This window comes from Sulfurovum sp. AR, from assembly GCF_000296775.1.
Classification (GTDB): domain Bacteria; phylum Campylobacterota; class Campylobacteria; order Campylobacterales; family Sulfurovaceae; genus Sulfurovum; species Sulfurovum xiamenensis.
Window position 1 is genome coordinate 239,029 of the sequence record NZ_AJLE01000003.1, and the last position, 18,723, is coordinate 257,751.

23 protein-coding genes are annotated in these 18,723 nt (G+C 39.3%); 7 read left to right on the forward strand and 16 right to left on the reverse strand.

Going from position 1 to position 18,723, the window contains the following annotated elements:
* Positions 1-68: 68 nt before the first annotated feature.
* Positions 69-926 carry a zinc-dependent peptidase gene (locus SULAR_RS04355; protein ID WP_008243395.1) on the forward strand — a complete coding sequence of 286 codons (858 nt, stop codon included), beginning with the start codon at positions 69-71 and terminating at the stop codon, positions 924-926.
* 131 nt (positions 927-1,057) lie between these two features.
* Here the strand turns inward: SULAR_RS04355 and SULAR_RS04360 are convergent, their stop codons facing one another.
* Positions 1,058-1,486 (reverse strand): thioredoxin domain-containing protein, encoded by a 429-nt coding sequence (locus SULAR_RS04360; protein WP_008243398.1) that lies wholly within the window; start codon positions 1,484-1,486, stop codon positions 1,058-1,060.
* A gap of 794 nt (positions 1,487-2,280) precedes the next feature.
* Here SULAR_RS04360 and SULAR_RS11125 point away from each other — a divergent pair.
* Positions 2,281-2,424: a hypothetical protein gene (locus tag SULAR_RS11125; RefSeq protein WP_155993683.1), complete on the forward strand. Its 144-nt coding sequence runs from the start codon at positions 2,281-2,283 to the stop codon at positions 2,422-2,424.
* A gap of 123 nt (positions 2,425-2,547) precedes the next feature.
* Here the strand turns inward: SULAR_RS11125 and SULAR_RS04365 are convergent, their stop codons facing one another.
* From SULAR_RS04365 to fabI, 4 genes are all read right to left on the reverse strand, one after another.
* On the reverse strand, positions 2,548-3,483 hold the full coding sequence (locus tag SULAR_RS04365; RefSeq protein ID WP_008243400.1) for a tetratricopeptide repeat protein: 936 nt from the start codon (positions 3,481-3,483) through the stop codon (positions 2,548-2,550).
* A gap of 393 nt (positions 3,484-3,876) precedes the next feature.
* On the reverse strand, positions 3,877-5,190 hold the full coding sequence (locus SULAR_RS04370) for a DUF2130 domain-containing protein (protein ID WP_008243404.1): 1,314 nt from the start codon (positions 5,188-5,190) through the stop codon (positions 3,877-3,879).
* A 100-nt stretch (positions 5,191-5,290) separates the two neighbouring features.
* Positions 5,291-6,046, reverse strand: a complete 756-nt coding sequence (rlmB, locus tag SULAR_RS04375) for a 23S rRNA (guanosine(2251)-2'-O)-methyltransferase RlmB (RefSeq protein ID WP_008243406.1) — start codon at positions 6,044-6,046, stop codon at positions 5,291-5,293.
* A complete protein-coding gene (fabI, locus tag SULAR_RS04380; RefSeq protein ID WP_008243407.1) occupies positions 6,047-6,871 on the reverse strand; it encodes an enoyl-ACP reductase FabI in 825 nt (274 codons plus the stop codon).
* 86 nt (positions 6,872-6,957) lie between these two features.
* On the opposite strand from fabI, the gene SULAR_RS04385 reads away from it, so the two are divergent.
* The gene (locus SULAR_RS04385; protein ID WP_008243408.1) at positions 6,958-7,449 is read left to right on the forward strand and encodes an asparaginase domain-containing protein; all 492 of its coding nucleotides are present in this window, start codon (positions 6,958-6,960) and stop codon (positions 7,447-7,449) included.
* 72 nt (positions 7,450-7,521) lie between these two features.
* Positions 7,522-8,646, forward strand: a complete 1,125-nt coding sequence (locus tag SULAR_RS04390) for a S1C family serine protease (protein WP_008243409.1) — start codon at positions 7,522-7,524, stop codon at positions 8,644-8,646.
* Between the two features lie 9 nt (positions 8,647-8,655).
* Here SULAR_RS04390 and SULAR_RS04395 read toward each other — a convergent pair whose 3' ends face one another.
* Positions 8,656-9,696 (reverse strand): coproporphyrinogen III oxidase, encoded by a 1,041-nt coding sequence (locus tag SULAR_RS04395; RefSeq protein ID WP_008243410.1) that lies wholly within the window; start codon positions 9,694-9,696, stop codon positions 8,656-8,658.
* 94 nt (positions 9,697-9,790) lie between these two features.
* Here SULAR_RS04395 and SULAR_RS04400 point away from each other — a divergent pair, with 94 nt between their 5' ends.
* Positions 9,791-10,195, forward strand: a complete 405-nt coding sequence (locus tag SULAR_RS04400; protein WP_008243411.1) for a hypothetical protein — start codon at positions 9,791-9,793, stop codon at positions 10,193-10,195.
* 7 nt (positions 10,196-10,202) lie between these two features.
* Here SULAR_RS04400 and queC read toward each other — a convergent pair whose 3' ends face one another.
* Positions 10,203-10,865, reverse strand: coding sequence for a 7-cyano-7-deazaguanine synthase QueC (gene queC, locus SULAR_RS04405; RefSeq protein ID WP_008243412.1), 663 nt, complete (start codon positions 10,863-10,865; stop codon positions 10,203-10,205).
* Between the two features lie 158 nt (positions 10,866-11,023).
* Between queC and ybeY the strand changes: the two genes are divergently transcribed.
* Both ybeY and SULAR_RS04415 read left to right on the forward strand, forming a co-directional pair.
* Positions 11,024-11,464, forward strand: coding sequence for an rRNA maturation RNase YbeY (gene ybeY, locus SULAR_RS04410; RefSeq protein WP_008243413.1), 441 nt, complete (start codon positions 11,024-11,026; stop codon positions 11,462-11,464).
* Position 11,465: 1 nt separating this feature from the next.
* Positions 11,466-12,398 carry a calcium/sodium antiporter gene (locus tag SULAR_RS04415; RefSeq protein WP_008243415.1) on the forward strand — a complete coding sequence of 311 codons (933 nt, stop codon included), beginning with the start codon at positions 11,466-11,468 and terminating at the stop codon, positions 12,396-12,398.
* A 4-nt stretch (positions 12,399-12,402) separates the two neighbouring features.
* Here SULAR_RS04415 and mrdA read toward each other — a convergent pair whose 3' ends face one another.
* Genes mrdA through SULAR_RS11415 form a run of 9 tightly spaced genes read right to left on the reverse strand, consistent with a single transcriptional unit; the run spans position 12,403 to position 18,682 of the window.
* A complete protein-coding gene (mrdA, locus tag SULAR_RS04420) occupies positions 12,403-14,229 on the reverse strand; it encodes a penicillin-binding protein 2 (protein ID WP_008243418.1) in 1,827 nt (608 codons plus the stop codon).
* Entirely contained in the window at positions 14,226-14,681 is a 456-nt protein-coding gene (locus SULAR_RS04425; protein WP_008243420.1) for a hypothetical protein, read from the reverse strand. The genes mrdA and SULAR_RS04425 overlap by 4 nt, the downstream gene beginning before the upstream one ends.
* Positions 14,682-14,693: 12 nt before the next feature.
* Positions 14,694-15,158, reverse strand: coding sequence for an N-acetyltransferase (locus SULAR_RS04430; protein WP_008243422.1), 465 nt, complete (start codon positions 15,156-15,158; stop codon positions 14,694-14,696).
* A complete protein-coding gene (yihA, locus tag SULAR_RS04435) occupies positions 15,155-15,811 on the reverse strand; it encodes a ribosome biogenesis GTP-binding protein YihA/YsxC (protein WP_008243424.1) in 657 nt (218 codons plus the stop codon). The genes SULAR_RS04430 and yihA overlap by 4 nt, the downstream gene beginning before the upstream one ends.
* Positions 15,811-16,272, reverse strand: a complete 462-nt coding sequence (gene lptA, locus SULAR_RS04440) for a lipopolysaccharide transport periplasmic protein LptA (protein ID WP_008243426.1) — start codon at positions 16,270-16,272, stop codon at positions 15,811-15,813. The genes yihA and lptA overlap by 1 nt, the downstream gene beginning before the upstream one ends.
* Positions 16,273-16,312: 40 nt before the next feature.
* Complete coding sequence (lptC, locus tag SULAR_RS04445) at positions 16,313-16,825, reverse strand: LPS export ABC transporter periplasmic protein LptC (RefSeq protein ID WP_008243427.1); 513 nt, start codon at positions 16,823-16,825, stop codon at positions 16,313-16,315.
* A complete protein-coding gene (locus SULAR_RS04450) occupies positions 16,816-17,313 on the reverse strand; it encodes an HAD family hydrolase (RefSeq protein WP_008243429.1) in 498 nt (165 codons plus the stop codon). The genes lptC and SULAR_RS04450 overlap by 10 nt, the downstream gene beginning before the upstream one ends.
* Positions 17,310-17,882, reverse strand: coding sequence for an imidazoleglycerol-phosphate dehydratase HisB (gene hisB / locus SULAR_RS04455; RefSeq protein ID WP_008243430.1), 573 nt, complete (start codon positions 17,880-17,882; stop codon positions 17,310-17,312). Before hisB ends, SULAR_RS04450 begins: the two co-directional genes overlap by 4 nt.
* Positions 17,883-17,899: 17 nt before the next feature.
* Positions 17,900-18,682 carry a septal ring lytic transglycosylase RlpA family protein gene (locus tag SULAR_RS11415; protein WP_008243431.1) on the reverse strand — a complete coding sequence of 261 codons (783 nt, stop codon included), beginning with the start codon at positions 18,680-18,682 and terminating at the stop codon, positions 17,900-17,902.
* Positions 18,683-18,723 lie beyond the last annotated feature (41 nt).

The window sequence follows — 18,723 nt, forward strand, 5'->3', positions numbered from 1 at the left end:
TCATAAATACCTGAAGCTAAAAGTGTTACACTTATAGTGATTCACTTTTATTACAAGGTTTTTCGGCAATGGCGAGCTATTATCTTCTACTCATACAATTTCTTTTTGCACTTATCGCGCTCTTTTTGTTTTGGCAAAGTGTAGGTTACTTTCGTCGTATGTGGAGATACAAGAGACTCAAAGCTATGCCCTTTCCAAGATCCTATGTGACCATACTACAAAACATACAACAGTACCAGAAACTCACACCCAAACAAAAAGAAAAACTCCACGTTATGATACTTCTTTTCATAGATCAAAAAGAGTTCGTAGGTGCCAAAATGAACATCAATGATGAGATAAAAGTCACCATCGCATTTTATGCCTGTCTGATGCGGCTTGGATTTGAACTGGGTGAGAAAGACCATGTCAGCACCGTTATAGTCTACCCCGAGCACTTCATCGTAGATGACTCACATACGATTGATGGCATACACCACACACGCACATCAGTCCTCGAAGGGCAATCAGCCAATGGCACTGTAGTCATCTCATGGCAGGATATAGCACTAAACATAGCTAAGCCGGGGAAAGAGAATGTCATCATCCATGAGTTTGCCCATGAGTTGGACTTTGAAGATGGACTTGCAGACGGTACACCTCTTTTGGAAACTTCAAAGTATCAAAAATGGTCTGAAGTTTTCTCTAAAGCTTTTACGACATTAAGAAACCTTGAAGAGAGGCAAAAACATTCAGAAGGGCTCATACTTTTAGGTAACTATGCGCTCACGAATGAAGCTGAGTTTTTTGCAGTATGCAGCGAGCGCTTTTTTCAGATACCTAAAGCGTTCAAAAATCATTTTCCTGATGTCTATGAAGAACTTAAACGCTTTTATAGACTTGATGCAGAAAAGTTATACTCATCACATCCCGATCATAATGGATGATGTTTTTATGTAATCTACTTAATACCTTCACCATCGCCAAAGTATCAATCTTGCAGTACGCTAAGAGTGCTTTTCTCATCTTCTTTTTTAGGTTGTCATTATCACCTGACACCTATTTTTTCTTTAAACTATTAAAGATACTTTTCAACCCATTTTATGATCTGCTTACTACTGCGTGCACCGGTAAATCTATCTATCTCTTTTCCATCTTTAAACACAAGTACCGCAGGGATATTTACTATAATGATAGTTGGGTTTTGTATTTGAGCGTTATCGTTGTTTATTTTTAAAAACTGTGCTTGTAATGGCATAGCCATAGCTGCAGCTTCAAAATGAGGTGCCATCGTCAAGCATGGACCACACCAAGGTGCCCAGAAGTCAACTATAACAGGTAGATCAGAAGTATGAATGAAGTAATCCAATATAGCTAAATTAGCATTCAGCGGCTTACTTTCTAAAAGTGATCCTCCACACTCTTTACAATGTTCAGTAGTGTATGTCTCCTTCTTTTTTACACTGCTTACTTTAAGACAATGGGGACAAACTACATTGATATGCATATCGCGACACTCCAATTTTATTTAGTAAATATTATATCTAGTATAGATCAGAGTTTATACCCTCTCTCATTTGTTCTATTATGACCAAAATGTCTGAACATAACAAAAAATGTTTTATTCTTAAAATTATGAGGAATATATGACTTCATTAAAATAAATCTCTATGACTATAGAAATGATCAACGACCTTGCAAAATTAGCAGATTACTCGTTCATGACTATATCCAATCAATACTATAAATGATCAACGGGTATAATAAACAAAAAGAAAGGATTGTAATTATGACTACTTTATTGATGATTATTTCAACTATCGTGATTATCTATGTCGCTGTAATGGTAGTGAGTATAGTGAAACAAAGAAAAAACAAAGAATATGATGGTTAAGGGAGTATAAGAGAATCAAACACTAGCTTATAGCAACTACTATTATAAAGTAAACACTTTTCGGCTTAGCTATCATTATCACCCTACCACTATACCTCTTTGAGAGGTTAGGATCAGTTTAAACTTCTCTCAACTTCTCCAACACCCCAACCATCGCCAAACTATCAAGCTTTCAGTACGCTAAAAGTGCGTTTTGCATATCTACTTTCCCGATAAATTTGGTGAAATATACTACAAAATTTCAGGAACAAAAGTCGAAATGAAAAACCTTATAAATTTATATATTTTATAAGGTTTTCTCTTCACACTAGTTTCACACTTCTATTTTATACTTCATCTGAATTTGAATAAAGCGTTTCTGATTTGAATATCAGATAAGCATTACAAAAAAATTAAAAGGATTTATAATGAAAAAATTAACAGCAATCTTACTTCTAACAATCGGTTTAGCTTCAAGCGCTATGGCACATCACCCTGCACCAGTAGATCAAGCTGGCTCAGGAATACCAGATAATTCTGGACACTGGGATGCATTTCTTGGTGGTCTCTAGTTCATTATATTAATATATTTTGGATAAAAAAAAGCAAGGCGTATCCTAAGTTTGGGATATGCCTTTTTTTATTTCTTCGATCAAAACACCAATTTTTAAAATAATTTTATAAGGTTTTATCGTTTAATTTGCTCTTTTCATAAAATATTCAGAGCCTTTCTCCTTTGTGACCCTATAATATTGGCACCCTACCATGTTATTTAAATTGCAACTATCACTAAAATATTTCATTGCTTTGGAATAATCTTGTTTTACACCCTTACCTTCCCTGTATAAAACTCCCAGTTGCACACATCCATTAGTATGATTTAAATTGCATGATTTACTGTAATAATCCTTGGCTTTAAAATAATCTTGTGATATTCCTTTACCCTCTCTATACATATGACCAAGTTTCATACATCCGTATGCATCATTTAACCTACAAATTCTATTATAATACTCAATAGACTCTGGTGGGTCTTTCCGAATATCGCCCTGACCACGATATAGGAGAAGATCTAAATTCTTACAAGAAATACCACCCCCTAAATTGCAGGATTTTCTACAATACTTTTTTGCCTTAGGATGATCAACATCTCTATGAAGATAGTAAGAACAAAGTGCTTCACATCCTTCAACATCCTTATAGAAATCACAAGCATCAATAAGGGCTCTTCTTGCATGGTTATAAGAAGCGTATGATTTCCCTAATGGAACATTTCTCAAATAGTGTTCAGCACGTTTAATGCATCCAGGGCTATATCCTAACCAGCACGCTTGGCTATAATAGCTATGTGCTTTATAATAATCAAAACCGGGAGTATCTTTATATTTGAATTTGTCATAAGGAAAATTCTTCGTTTTATTGCAGGCAGAAGTACGATAAAAATCACCCAGCTTGTAGCAAGCAACAGAATCCTTTTCGAGACATGCTTTTTTTAGTTCAGATAGTTTAGCCAAAGTCTTTTGATTTTTTGTATCTGAAGAGGATATTTCTGGGGTTGGATCAGGGAAACGGTAACATCCACTAAGTAATAATACAAATAATGTACAAAAAACTATTAATGATTTTTTCATTAACCTCAGCCTTTTAAATATTATATATTATATCAATTATATAAAGTAGAAATCAATTTGATCAAAAATGTAGTTTTTTAAAACCTTATAATCTAACATATTTTATAAGGTTATCCACTATAGCGACGTTTGCGAGCCATAAATCTATTCTCTTCGTGAGAAAACCTTATAAAATGTTCTATATAGAAGGTTTTATCATGAAAACATAAACCCAAATGAATTTAAAAACTTGTAGCTTATTTCATTGAATTTATGTGTTTTTAATTGGAACTTACAGTTCCATAAGCCTCTCAAACATCTCCTTGATCTCACTCACATGAGAGATCAAAAATATCTGTCTATAGTGTTCTTTGATGGTATGGAACGCTCCCATAATCTCAAATGATACTATTTTTATTCATTCTCAATCTCTTCAGGTAACTCCAATGCCTCAATATTTCCCAGCGCTCCGGCCCCAGCAATCCCCTGTAGTGAACCATACATCTCTGTAGTGTTCTGAAGGACACCGTCTATAAGTTTCTGACGGCGTTTCCAGCTTGCCATAAGAGAGCGGCGTTCCTTATCCAGTTCTTGTTGCATCGACATAAATCCATCTACGATAGCTTTAAGTTGCATACTAAATTCGTTACCTGTCAAGTAGTTGTAGAGGAGCGTCATCTTATCACTTTTATTCTCCTCTTTTTGTACGCTCAAATGTACACGTATCAGGCTTTCCCGCAGAAGGGATGCTGAACCTTTAAATTCATCAAGACTGCACACCCAGATACCATCCACAAAGCCCATCCTATCCATTCCATTAGGATAAACCGATGTCACAAGAACGCCCAGGTCTGCATTGACCTTGAGCATATCCTGCTTAAGCTTACTGACCCAAGTATCACTCCATGCTTTGGTATTTTTACTCTCATAACAGATGGTCCCACAGTTTTGCAATTCCCTGGTGTGTATGGTCTGTATACAGTCTGCACCAAAGGCGCCTTTTTTTACCTCATCTACCGTATCAAAAGGAAACTGGGAAGAGAGCCAGGACTCAATAAGAAGTTCCAATGCCTCTCCTTGTATCTGCATCGATCCCTGCTCGGATTTTCTTTTGGCATCTTCAATACTCTTTGCCATCTGTGCTATCTTCTCATCTTTGGCTTTTAACTCAAGCTCACTTGCCTCTTTTGCTTCTTTGAGGGCCAGCTCTTTCATTTCCATTGCCTGTTTTGCCAACTTCTCTTTTTCAAGCTTTAATTCTTCACTTAAAGCCTTCTGAGCCTCGACCTTTGCCGCCGATGCGATCTCATCTTTTTCACGTTTAAGTTTTTCTATCATTGCTTTTGAAGCATTGAGTTCTTGGACTTGCTTAGATTTCTCTTCAAGCTCTTTTTGCAGTAGTGCTACTGACTCACGCTGTTCCTCTACCAGTTCACGTTTAAGTTCATCCATGAGCTTTGTACGTTCAATTTTGAGCTGTTCTTTCGTTGCTTTATGCAGTTCTTCATCAAACTTCTCTTTCTCTTCTTTAAGCGCATCTTCTTTCGCTTTAAGCATATCAAGATGAGCTTTGTACTCTTTACGTTTGGCTTCGATTTCATGTTGAAGCTTTTTCTGGTCTGCTAAATGCTGTTGTTTGAACTTCTCTTCTATCTGATGGTAAAATATCTCATCAATATCAATTTTGGTTCCGCAGTTGGGACACTTTATACTGTTTTGCGTAGACATAACACTTCCTAAATTCTAATTCCTATAATCATATCAGAAAAGTATCTAGAGTAGTCTAAATATGTCAAATTGACATGCTTTGTTTTATCAATGTAAAAAATTATAAAAATGCAAGCAGAGAAGCGGTTACTGCGACATTAAGAGACTCAACACCACGCTGCATAGGTATGGCTATGCTTTTATCACACAGATCTTCTACACGCTTGCTGACACCTTCACTCTCGTTACCAAGCACAAAGATGGTCTTGTTGCTGTAGCTCTGCTCTTTATAAGAGTTTGATGCATGCGATGAGAGTGTATAAAGAGATGCTCCTTTGCTTTGAAAAGACTCAAGCGTCTTTTCAAGATCGGTCGTTTTGATGATAGGCATTTTAAAGAGTGTCCCTGCACTGGCTTTGATCACCAAAGGTGATATCTGTGCCGCTCCTTTGGTAGGAAGCAAGATGGCATCTACATTACCTGCTGCGCAAGAACGAATGATCATGCCCAGGTTCTGGGGGTTTGTTATGCCATCGAGTGCAATGATACGATACGTATTATGGGCATCCAGGAAGCTCTCTTCATCACCGAAATGTTCAAGTACGATATCAAGGGCTACACCTTGGTCCTGTTTGGCATTTTTAGAGATACGTGATAGTGCCTGCTTATCGTGATAGGCTACTTCGATACCTCTTCTTTGAGCGATCTCTTTCATCTGTTCCAAAATAGTGGCATCTTTGTTAGATTTTGAGAAGTGGAGTTTGTGAATTGTGACAGCATCATCTTCCAGTGCTTCCATCACGGCATTACGTCCGTAGATGGTTAGCACTTTGTCAAAAAAAGACTTCTTTGCCAAATATTCTGGAGAATCTTTCAATTAAGCGTTTCCGTCCCAAGCGATCTTAGGCTTTCCGTTCGTATCAAATTCAACAGCAGGCATCCCCATGATGTTAAACCCTGCATCCACATAATGGATCTCACCTGTGACACCGGAACTGAGGTCTGAAAGCAGGTACATACCAGAGTTTCCTACCTGATCGATAGTCACATTTTGTTTAAGTGGTGAGTGGTGCTGATTCCACTTGAGCATAAATGAGAAATCACCTATCCCTGCTGCTGCAAGGGTCTTGATAGGTCCTGCTGAGATGGCATTCACACGGATACCATCTTTACCAAGATCTTCTGCAAGATACTTTGTCGTCATCTCCAATGCTGCTTTAGCCACACCCATAAGGTTATAGTTAGGGATGTATTTAACCCCACCGTAGTAGCTGAGTGTCAATACCGAAGAGTTATCAGAAAGGATCGGCTTTAACTCACGTGTAATTTCGATGAGTGAATAGACAGAAATGTCCATTGCCACATCAAAAGCTTCTTTAGAGATATCATAGAAACGTCCGCTTAGTCCCTCTTTAGGTGCAAATGCGATTGAGTGCACGATAAAATCGATCTTACCAAAATCTTTTTCAAGAGACTCTTTGAGTGCTTTGATCTCTTCTGGTTTGCTTACATCACAAGGGTACAATCTTGCCCCGCACCCTAGATCTTCTGCGATAGGAGCCAGTTTTTGCTCAAATCTTTCATTCAAGAAAGTAATGGCCATCTCTGCACCCTGCTCCTGACAAGATTTTGCAATACCGTATGCAATAGACTTTTTGTTAGCGATGCCTAAAATAACACCTTTTTTACCCTTCATTATCATATAATGCTCCATAGAAATTAATGCGATAATTTTAACGCAATAATGGTAAAATCTAAAACTATATTTATCATAAATCAAGGAAATAGATGAAAAAGACACTTATTATGAGTACAGGTGGCACATTTAACAAGATTTATGACCCGATCAAGGGTGAATTTATCATAGATGTAGAGTCACAAGCCTTGAATGAGATCGCAAAAAAATGGCTGTGTGAATTTGAAATAATGAACCTCATAGGCAAAGACAGTCTTGACATGACCAATCATGACAGACTGGAACTTCTGGCGACGATCAATCAATCTGAGTACCATCATATACTGATCGTACATGGTACAGATACCATGGATGTAACAGCTGAGTATCTCGCGGATGCAGATATCGAAAAATGTATCGTCCTTACAGGTGCTATGGTTCCCTACAGTGTGGACCCGGTAGAAGCCACTGCCAACCTCTGTTCTGCCTATGGATATCTCAATGCCTTAAATAAAGAAGGTGTTTTCATTGCTATGAACGGCATGATGGGAACCTATGACCAGATAAAGAAAGACAGGTTCAAAGGAAAATTTACAACACTTTAACCATCGCATACTGTTTAACCTTTGTTAAATTTAAACTGCTATGCTGAAATAAAATACATAAGGTTCAATATTATGGAAAAAGATTTTAATGGTGTTTCACTCCTGCGAAGCATACGTATTTTACTTTTGATCCTGATCACTTTGTTCGCCCTTTTTTTATTCCTGCCAAGTATTGAAAATATATGGGCATCCCTACAGTCAGAACCAAGATCCATCACCGCTAGAGGATCACTTTCAGCTAGCGAAAAAGCCAATATAGAGATCTTTCAACAAAGCAGTCCTTCCGTGGTTTACATCACAACACTTGAAGATACGCTCAATCTTTGGACGCGTGACATTACCCGTATACCTCGAGGTACAGGATCAGGTTTTATATGGGACAGGCAGGGACACATCATTACCAATTATCATGCCTTGCAAGGTGCTTCCGCTGTAAAAATACGGCTCAGTGACCAGCGTACCTTTAATGCCACGCTCATCGGAGCAAGTCCGGAACATGATCTGGCGGTTTTACGTATACCTATGATACCCAATATGCCAAACCCTCTTTCTATCGGTACAAGTCATGACCTGCAGGTCGGACAGATGACGTATGCTATAGGGAATCCATTTGGTCTTGATCATACACTCACCACTGGTGTAGTCTCTGCACTCAATCGCACTCTGGTCAATAACAATGGTTCGACCATTGAGGGACTGATTCAAACAGATGCAGCTATTAATCCGGGAAATTCCGGCGGTCCTCTACTGGATAGTGCCGGTAGATTGATCGGTATAAATACAGCGCTCTACAGTCCTTCAGGCACCTATTCAGGTATTGGTTTTGCCGTACCTGTGGATACCGTGAACCGTATCGTACCACGGATCATTAAAGAGGGTCACTACCAAAGACCAAAACTGGGCATCACCATAAATGAAAACCTGAATAAAAAGATCACCAAAGAGCTGGACATTTCTGGTGTTGCAGTCATAGAAGTTCAGCCAAATTCAGCGGCAAAGAGATCAGGCCTTAGAGGGGTTACTATACAAAATAATACACTCATCTCTGGAGATATAATCGTCGGGATAGACCAACATCAGATAGAGACTACCCAAATGCTTCTCTCTACACTGGAGAGATATGATATCGGTGATACAGTACAGGTAAAAATTTTTAGAAAGGGTCAAGTAAGAGAAGTATCTCTTACATTGGAATAACTGTTTTCCTTAACGATGGTTATCCACGGTTGGAGGAATGATATCTCCACTGGCCTGCATACTGAGTGCTTCGGGATATTTTCTGTAGTGCTGTCGTACAGCATACGCTAATGCTTTTTTGGTGTTTTCTTCTACAGGTGTCGGCATCTCATCAGGTAAAGCTTTCAGCAATGCTTGAACCAAGAGATCTTGAGGCTGAGGCATTTTTTGTACCCATGAAGCCAAGAGATCCCTGTTCACATGAGAAGGGATGGAACCCATGATACCTACATCATTCTGATCATGTACCAACAGACCAGATGTGGTGCCTCTATCCAGTGTAAGTACCTGGAAAAGATAGAGTGTATGATACGCCAGTTGTTCTTCTTTCTCTTCCTCTGTAAATGTAGGATACTCCATGAGTTTTTTCGAAATAATGTCAATATATGTCTCTATCACTCTTTCACCTACTTTCAGGACAAACGCTTTGTCTTCTTCAAAGTTTCCGCTATTGTAACCTTCAAGATAAAAATGGCTTACACCGCGATGTCGTCCCAGTACCGGGATATAAAAATATCTGTCACCCTGTGCGGCACCCTCTTCATACAATGCACCTATAACGTTTTTAAGTGTTTGGGAAAAATGCTTTTTATCTGCATCAGATTCACCTAGAAGCGAAGGGTTGAGATCCGCCATGACACGCCAATACCCTTCTCCATCTTTCATCTGTGTCCAAGAGATATGCATATGCATAGAAGGGGCATGGGGATTACGCGGGTGAATGATCGTAGAGATAGCAGTGGCTGAACCTAACTTTTTACTCTCATCGTCATCATAGTGTACTTGGGAAATATTGACCGAACCTCTGTCATAGACAACGGTGTCTCTGGCTTCATATCGTACACCGCCACCGTGTTCTCCGCCGTCACGTTCCCATGTGACAGCTTCACATGACCTGCCTTTTCCAAACTGTAACGCAACAGCGTTCAATTTTGAGACGAAATAAGCCTGCAATGCGTCTACAAGACTGTATGCTTCTTTTGCTTGAGGTGATTTTGCACGGATTATCATGGTCATTTCCTTTATTTTTTATGGCATTATATCATAGTAATTTTTATTTCATTTCGTTACAATACCCACATAATAATTTACAAGAAAGGGCACAATGAAACGACATTTTTTATTAACGATATTGGCTGCATTTGGATTCTCTGGGTGTACAAGTTCTATAGGTCATCTCATAGAACCAAAGAAACCAACTCAAACAACCCAACCGACACAACAGATTCAAACACCAAAGACACAGTATGATTATGAAGAGCCCACTCCTGAAAAGAAAGAGGCGTATGAAAACACCATGAGAAAAATAGCCTCAGGTATCCAAGATGATCCTAATTATAAGCGACTTTCGCTCAATACAAATGAAAAAAAAGAGTGGTTTAAAAAATTGACCTACCGTCTATGGGATAGACAGATCACTAGACATCAATTTATTGCAGAGGGACTAAAAAGATATCCGGACCATGGATATGAACTGAATTTTATTGTCAGAGGGTTTACCTTTGAATAAACCTCTGCTACGCATAAAGAATCGGGTCTACACTTCCCGCTTCTTCAAATCCTTTTAATCTCAATCGACAGCTGTCACACACACCGCAAGCCTTCTCTTCTGATTTATAACAACTCCATGTATCTTTCAATGGGACATGAAGCTCTAAAGACTTTTGAACGATCTCGCTTTTTTTCAAATCCACCAATGGCATTCGTATCTCCAGATCTGTTTCATCTTTTGTACCCAGGTTGATCGCTTTTTGCATCTGTTTGATATAACTCTCACGACAGTCAGGGTATCCTGAACTGTCTTCTTCTACCACACCGATAAAAAGTGCCTGCGCACCATGTTTCTCAGCCACTGCAGCAGCAATGGAGAGAAAGATACCATTTCGAAAAGGCACATAGGTCACCGGTACACCCTTTTCTAACCCTCCCGTCGGTACATCAATGCTTTGATCTGTCAAGGCAGATGCACCGATCTGCTCAAAAAAAGGCAGATCGATCTCATACGTTTCAGAGGCATCAACTGCCGATGCGATCTTCCGGAAACATTCAAGTTCTTTATCCTGTGTACGCTGTCCGTAGTTAAAATGCAAAGCGATAATTTCATACCCTTCATTTTGCGCTATTTTAGCACTCAATGCACTGTCCATACCTCCGGAAATAATACATACTGCTTTTTTCATAAACATGTCTCCTTTTCACAGAGCTAAGCCCCGTGAAAATTGACCGAAGGGAATACCCTTGGTGCCTTTCACTAAAGAGCATAGCCATTGGCTCAAAAATATTTATAACTATTTTAAGATTTACTGCCATTTTACCAAGATTTGGGTAAACTTCCTGCATGATAGACTTAGATAATCAAACATCACTGGTAGTGGATCTGGAAGCTTTAGAGAAGATTGCAGATACGCTTTCTACCAAAGAAGTAGAGCTGATCATTACTGATGATAAGACCATGCAGGAACTCAATGCAGAGCATAGAGGTAAGAACAAGGTAACAGATGTACTCTCATTTCCTATGGAGACACCTTTTACAGAGCAATCAATCTTTGGAATGCCCTTAGGCTCTATAATTATTGCAGAGTCTTTTGTAAAAGAAAAGGCTGTAGAATTCGGACATACAGTTCAAGATGAACTCTCACTTTTGTTCATTCATGGCATGCTGCATCTTCTGGGCTTTGACCATGAAAAGGATGAAGGTGAAATGAGGATAAGAGAGAAAGAGATCATAGAGGAATTTGATCTGCCTAACAGTCTAATCGTAAGAACAGAGGAGTCTTAAGTTGAGTTTTGTAATTTTTGTTATTGCCATGGGTGTATTGATCTGGGGTGCTGACCTCATTATAAACCAAAGTGAACGTATCGCTTTAAAGTTCAACATTCCAGAATTTATTATCGGTGCAACGCTCATTGCCCTTGGTACTTCTTTACCTGAGATGGCAGCGAGTATCGCTGCCAGTGTAAGTAATAAACCGGATATAGCCATAGCCAATGTCATAGGAAGTAATGTACTGAATATCACCCTTGTACTCGCAGCTGTTTTTCTTATAGCCACAAAGATCAACCCAAGCAGAGACTTTTTTGCCAAAGACAGTACCTGGGCACTGGTACCGGTACTGGTCTTTATATTGATGATACTGGATGGTGTGATCACAAGGTTTGATGCGTCACTTTTGTTACTTTTAATGGGTGCATACCTTGTCTTTTTGCTTCAAGATGCCAAAAATATTCCTGAAGAGGATTTAGATGATCTTGATATAGTTTCGTTCTCCTGGCCAAAGAGTATAAGTATACTCTTTGGCGGATTTGTACTTGTGATCATTGGTGCACATTTTACCGTAGAAAGTGCTTCAGACATCGCTAAAAGCTTTGGGATCTCAGAGTGGATCATAGGTATCATTATGGTTTCACTGGGGACATCACTACCGGAATTGGTTGTAAGTATCTCTGCAGCGGTGAAAGGTAAAGTGGATATGGCTATAGGAAATATCATCGGTTCAAATATGGCAAATACGACCGTGGTTCTTGGTGCAGCAGCCTTGACAAAACCTATGGGTATCAATGCACCTGCCTATATCTTTGATATTTCTACTATGATCGTCGCAACACTACTTCTTGTATTTATTACAGCCAACAAACTCTACAACAAATCAGCAGGCATTAGCCTCATCATTATCTTAGGACTCTTTTTAAATAATACGCTACAAAATATGTAACAAATTATCTTAAGCTGTTGTTATCTACATCTCCGTTAGGTCCTTCGGCAGCAGAGAAGTAGCCTTCTCTGTAGAGCCATTTATAGATATCTGCGGTGATAGGACCAGCCGTACTACCACCATGACCTCCATGTTCAACCAGTACTGTGACAATGTATTTAGGATCTTCATACGGAGCATACGTAGTGATCCAGGCATGGGAACGGTGATAATAGGCCAGCTCTTCCTCTTTTAAACGTACTTGCGTGGATTGAGGGATAGAAGTGACTTGTGAAGTACCAGTTTTACCGGCAACAACAATAGGCAGTTTACTCATGGTTCTATATGCCGTTCCGCTTCTTACATTACATACATCATACATCCCTTTTCTAATCTCATTCAAATAATACGTATTAAAACTCAAAGGCTTTATTTCAGGCTCAATTTTCTTCCCATCCACTTCCCTTGCAATCAATGGCTTAGCTAGGGATGCAGTAGCGATCAAGCCAGTATAACGTGCTACTTGTAAAGGTGTGACGAGGTCATATCCTTGACCGATCGCTGCGATGACTGTCTCACCCATATACCATGGCTGTTTATAACGTTTCATCTTCCATGCCTTATCTGGCATCACACCTGCATATTCACGTGGCAGATCCACGCCTGTTTGTACACCCAGACCAAAAGTACGAAGGTTTTCTGCCATCGCATCGATACCAACTTTTAAACTTTTGTTGTAAAAGTAGACATCACAACTCTCTCGTATCGCTTTTCTAAGATCAACCTTTCCATGTCCCCACCGTGACCAACATCTGAACTTATGTTTACTGCTACCCAGTGTGATATGCCCATTACAATACTCGGGTGCCCCAAGAGAATTAGGCAATGCTTTAGAGAATGCCAAGGCCATACCCATTTTGATCGTTGAGCCCGGAGGATAGGTTCCATGGATAAATTTGTTGGTAAAAGGATGATCAATATTATCCTGCAGGGCTTTCCACTCCTTAGAGCTGATGCCTCCAACAAAAAGATTAGGATCATAAGAAGGGTAACTCACTGCTGCTAAGACCTCACCATTGGTACGCATGACAACTGCCACTCCTGTATCCTCTCCAAAACGCTCATAGATCATTTTCTGGAGCTCTATGTCTATATTGAGTTGTATATTTTTATTGTCTTTGGGAAGTTCTTTTTCAAGTACCTCTATGGCTTTATTCGTTGCCGTGACCTTACTGATCTCATAACCCAGTTCACCTTCCAGAACTTTATTATAATAGCGCTCCAGACCACTTTTTCCTGTTTTACCAACCTCATTGACAACAGGGTCTTTTTCATTTTCTTTTTTATTGGACCTTCCAGTGTATCCGACGATATGTGCTGCATACTTTCCATAAGGATAATAACGTTTTGTCTCCGCTTCTATTTTAATGTTCTCTATGAGACTTAATTTTGGATAAGCCCCCATCATATCTGCGTAATGTATAAAATCTACAACCTTTATATATTTGTGATTGTAAGGTGAATTGTGCTTTTTATAGACTTTCAACATCACTGTTTTATTGAGATCTGGAAATGTTTCAATTAGTTTTTCGATGACATTTTCCAACTGATGGTTCTTGACTTTCAAGTGTGGTGCAATAGAGAGTGAAAAACCGATCTGGTTCATGGCCAGTAGGTTTCCACGGGCATCTGTTATCTCACCTCTTACGGGTTTAATAAACTGTTTTCTTTCTATATTCTCTTTTGCCAATCCCTCATAGTAAAAATTGGATTTGATACTAACATGATAGAGTCTTGTGATCATGACAGCCCAAAAAATAAGGAAGACCAATACGATAAACTTGTATCTCATAGGATCACCACAACTAACATATCTACGATAAGGGTATAAAGCAGGATCTCATCCAGGATAATACTCTGGGTCTGAAAGATAAAATCATAAGCAAACAGACATCCCAGATACATAAGATCTAAAAAAACTACACTTAACAGGGCTCTGCATATGATACATCTTCGGAAATGTTTTAAAGAGGGATAGAGAAGTAAATAAAACAATAATGAAGAGATCACTGAAAGAAAGATCGGCAAAGAGAGATTAACTTCCAAATTGACCATATAGACAATGGCAAGTAAAATAAAAGGTGCTTTTGCTCTCTCTAATCCCTGCACCAGCATATAACCCATCGCCCCTATCAGTAGGGGTAGAAAAACATAGATAGAGATGAGCATGGGATAAAAAAAGATGAATGTACCGGCAAATAACCAAAAGAACAGGCCATGTTGCGCTTTTGTTACATGATCCATCAAAAACCCAGATTACGCTAATTTGTAGACCAAGGCTACTTCGTTACAAATAGGGAAATGAATACACTTGATACAATCCGCCCAGATCTTATGTTCAGGTATCACCTCTTTATCGATCTCTTTAAAATTCAATTTTAGAAAGAACTGAGGGAGGTACGTTAAGACAAGTACGTCCTCTTCCACACCTATATTCTTCGCTTCTTCAAGTGTGAACTGTACCATTCTTTGACCTACATTCTGCCCACGGTAGGCTTCATCTACGATAAGACTTCTGATCTCAGCCAGTCTTCTCGAGTGTATATGCAAGGCTGTATACCCCACAAGTTTCTCACCGTCTTTGGCCAAAACATAGGAGCGTATATTCGTCGCTACTTCATCTTCTGTACGATTCAGGATGATCCCGTCTTTTACTTCAGGGGCAACCAGTGCCTGCATTGCAGGGATATCACTCAGTTTCGCTTTTACAAGTTCAATCACTCTTTTTCCTCATTCTCTTCTACACTGTTACTTTTACTTTTAGTTCCATCCTCTACACCGAAGATCGTTTGCAGTATCATTTGATGTACCCTGTCATGACCATTCTTCTTCAGGTTTGAAAGTGTGATAGAACCGGGAAAGTCTTTTTTGAGCTTCGATCTCTCTTTTTGATTGAGTTTATCGATCTTCGTAAACACAGTCAGATACTTCTGATCAGGACGAATAAATTCAGAGATATACGCTTCAACGTCATCATCTATCTTGGCATGTGGATGGCGGGCATCACGAAGATGGATAAAAAGACGAATAGAGACACGATGTTGAATAAATTCCACAAGGTTCTTCTGCCACACTTCTTTCAATGATTTAGAGACCTTTGCATACCCAAATCCCGGTAGATCCACAAAACGTACAGGGTAACTCTGTTCGTTATAGAGATATCTCGTTTCAAAAAAGTTGATCAGTTGTGTTTTTCCTGGTGTAGCTGAACTTTTAGCCAGGTTCTTTCTTTGCGTCAATGAATTTAGTGTAGAACTTTTCCCTACATTGGAACGTCCTAAAAAAACCACTTCACTCATATCTTCAGGTAAAGAGTCTGCAATGCTCTGTGCTGACTTGATAAATGCTGCTTCTACTACTCGAGGTGTACTCACTATTCGTCCTTCATATCAAAAATAAACTTCGCAGGCTTTTTACGGTTACCTTTCACATCTACACTCCCCGTAGACATATCCAAAACGATCTTATCACCATTGAGATGACTTTTCTTGACCAGATCATCCAAAATTGCTTTACCGATCAATACATAAAGTGATTGAACGATATTGTACTCCACTTTATCTGCACTTCCTTTAAAATGTTTTTCATCCTTTTTAAATTCGAATTTCACTGATCCCATAGCTTCATATTTTTTTGTTTCATTATTGTCATCAAAGTAGACTATGACTCTATCGGCATGTAACCAGTCATCCCCTTTTTTTATTTTGGCATTACCTATGAAGTGTACTTCTTTCTTGAGCTCTTCTGCTTCCATAGATGTAGAAGTGATCTCTACCCTTTCTGCAAAAAGTGTCTGTGTGAGCATCACTAAAAGTATTATTTTTACAAAATGCATAGCGTCCCTTTGTGACCTGGTTGAATATTGTAGCACGATATTACTTGTCAGGGGTATAAAATACTGTATCCACGGTCTTACCGGTAGCCTTTTTTTGGCGTGTATCATACTCCATACTTTGTCCTTTAATAATATTTTGCCCTCTTGTACCGGTAAAAGGTGCTGTGATATGTAATATTTCACTCTTTTTATTATAGATAGCATGTTCTGTTTCATATCTATAGCCACCTTTCTCCTGCATGACCACATGCCCCTCTAATTGCAGTATATCATTCTCAAGTTTACCTTTGTCCGCAGAAAGTGACTCTATCTGATCATCAAGATATCGTATCTTCTCTACCTTCAATACACCCTTGTCCCTCACCCCATATGTACCATATATACGACTATTCATAGTTTCCGTATCTACTTCCGTCAAAGTGGTATCAGTGAATTCAAGCTCTTTGGTAAATGCTGTACTTGGTGCATGAGCATCTTGTAACTTTAACATGAGAGCACCGGATATGATCCCGATGATCATAATGGTCAATATGTATTCTAATTTTATTCCCATAGCTCCAGATACTTCTTTTCAAGCCCTTCTTTTACAATGAGGTATTCTATCATTTCACGTACTGCACCATCTCCACCTCTTTTAGAAAGCACTACATTAGCGATCTTATCTACATACGCACTTGCATCTCTGGGTACGAATGAAATGTGAGCTGCTTTTAGCATTGGCAGATCATTAAGATCATCTCCTATGGCTGCAACATTCTCCATGGTGAGATCAAGCTTTTCCAAGAGTGATTCCAACACTTCTTTTTTGTTATCAATACCCTGATAGAAGTGCTCTATATGCAGCTCTTTTGCACGGCGTGCAACAATGCTTGAAGATCTTCCTGTGATGATGGCCACCTGTTTTCCCAGTTTTCTCCATGAAGCAATAGCCAAACCATCTTTGACGTTAAAAGACTTGATCTCATCACCATGTTCACTATACGTGATATGACTGTCTGTCATAGTACCGTCTACATCAAGTACAACCAGTTCAATACTCACAGTACACCCTTTGTACTTGGTATACCGGCATTCTCATTCACCGTTACCGCCCTGCGAAGCGCTACAGCCAGTGCTTTAAATGCAGCCTCTATGATGTGGTGTTTGTTTTTACCACGGTTATAGATAAGGTGAAGTGTCAAAGGAAGATTGAAGGCAAACGCTTTAAAGAACTCTTCTACAAGCTCCACATCAAAGTTCCCTACTTTACCACCAATAGGAAGTTCAAATACAAGATACCCTCTATTTGACAGATCGATATCACAGGTCACACTGGCTTCATCCATCACGACAGTTGCATTACCGAAACGCTCTATACTCTGTACAGGATAGATCGCTTTTTTAAGCGCTTGACCTATCACGATACCTACATCTTCAACTGTATGGTGATCATCAATATGTGTATCACCTGTACACGTCACTTCCATGTCAATATGCGCATGTTTAGTGAAGGCTTCAAGCATATGGTCATAAAATCCTACACCGGTGTTTATCTTGGCTTTTCCTGAACCATACAGGTTGAGCTTGACTGAAATTTGTGTCTCTTTGGTTTCTCTTGTTACTTCTATCATCTTTCTTCCTACTTTGATTAATTTCTTACGATAAATGCACCTTCTAGGTAATTATGCGCCTTAAAGTCCCTCGCTTCTTCTTCAGACCTGAAGCCCATGAGCCATACACGGTACAGCGGTGCCCCATCGATATCATCAAAACGTCTTATGATGGTATTATAGCGTTTATACATGCTGCTATATTTTCTTTGATAGACTTTGGCACCTTCATAACGTCTGAATGCACCCACTTGTACACCGAAATTGGAGAGTACTATACGTTTTTGTGTATGTTCTCTTTTCTGTCTAGCAATCGCTGCATCTGACTCAACTTTTCCTGCAAATCCGACCACCTCTATCGAAACTTTAGCGATCCCCATTTTGTCAAGTCCTATCTCTTTTCCGGCTGTATAACTGCAGTCAATGATCCGGCCTCTCACAAAAGGCCCTCTGTCATTAATACGGACGATCGTACTTTTACCATTGACCAGGTTATTGACTTTTACCATCGTATCCATGGGCCATGTTTTATGTGCTGCGGTTCTTGCATGCATATTATAGACTTCACCATTACTTGTCTGTTTACCATGAAAGTTAGGTCCATACCAGCTTGAGATCCCATACATGACCTGTCCTACCTCTACATACGTTGGGTTGTAACGTTTGCCTAAGACCTTATAGGAACGCATGGTAGCTTTATGTCTGGCTGCACTTGTATATTTTGTGGCTTTCGGATCCCTAGGTTCCGGTCCACACCCTGTAAAAAGAGTACTTACCCCCAAAATAGTGATCAATAATATTGGGGATACAAGTCTCTTCATAATACCTCGGGGATGCATTTATATTTAGGTAGGTATTATCG